At 54.4% G+C, this 942-nt stretch carries 2 protein-coding genes; both read right to left on the bottom strand.

The features are described from left to right. Nucleotides 1–462: exonuclease domain-containing protein (locus EFBL_RS16365; RefSeq protein WP_269432710.1), on the bottom strand; the 462-nt coding region annotated here is incomplete at its 3' end. 10 nt (nt 463–472) lie between these two features. Further along, the coding region (locus tag EFBL_RS16360; RefSeq protein WP_275539561.1) for a putative nucleotidyltransferase substrate binding domain-containing protein at nt 473–942 on the bottom strand (470 nt) is incomplete at its 5' end.

Here is a 942-nt window from a genome sequence, read left to right as displayed (position 1 = left end):
TACGTCATGGTAGGAGTGGTGCATCACCAATACTCCGTCCTTTACAAATGCGAGGAACTGCTGCAGTACCTCGGTAATAGGCGGAGCATCGGCCAGATCTTCGTTCCGGATTCCCGTGAGCTTCGTGACTACGGGTGGAACCCTTTTGTCCGAACCCAAATGCACGAACTTGTGAAAAGTCCGCTCCGCCAGAATACGGTTGCCCTCCATTTCCACAGCACCCACAGCTATAATCGCATCGGTGTTCGGGTTAAAGCCTGTGGTTTCCGTATCGGCCACCACAAACCGGGTTTCCAGAAGCGGAGCGTTCCAGGTTTCTTCCGGTCTGGCTTCCTGCAGCATTCCCCGGATCAACGCTTCCGCATGCATGTCTCCCTGTGCAGTTCCGGCAGCAAGCGGCAAGATCCCTGCAGCCTTCGACTGGAGGAATCTCCGGAACACTCCGCTACGATCCAGCTTCATAAACGATCACTCACTTTGGTTTGCGAAAATGTTGAACGGACTGTTTTTGCAGGTGCCGGACGGTTTCCAGGGCTGTTTTCAACGCATTCTTTTCCCGTTCCGTCAGAGAATCGGGTTCCAAGTAATGGCCCCAAATCCGGTGTCCGAGAAATGTGTGAAATGCTTCTTTCACCCGGTTTCCAAAGCGTTCGTCCCAGAACCATCGCCGCATAAGGGCATCGATGCGGCAGTCGGTATTCGTATCCTGAATCCCGGCCGTTATGGACCACAAACGGGTCAGATTGACAAGCGGCAGATACCCGCCTTCCTTGATATTCAGCTGATTGGCGTGGGAACCCCGCTGATCGGTTCGGAACCTGCCCCAAAAATCCAACGGAACCTGATGAGAGCCGATGTGATCCGCCATCTGCCAATGAATGAACGATTGGTGTCGCAACCGCTTGATCAGCCAATCCCGGAAACCCCGGGCCAATTCCCGGC

This window comes from Effusibacillus lacus (genome assembly GCF_002335525.1).
GTDB lineage: Bacteria > Bacillota > Bacilli > Tumebacillales > Effusibacillaceae > Effusibacillus > Effusibacillus lacus.
Note: the sequence above shows the minus strand (reverse complement) of the source record. Positions and strands in the feature narration are given on the sequence as shown.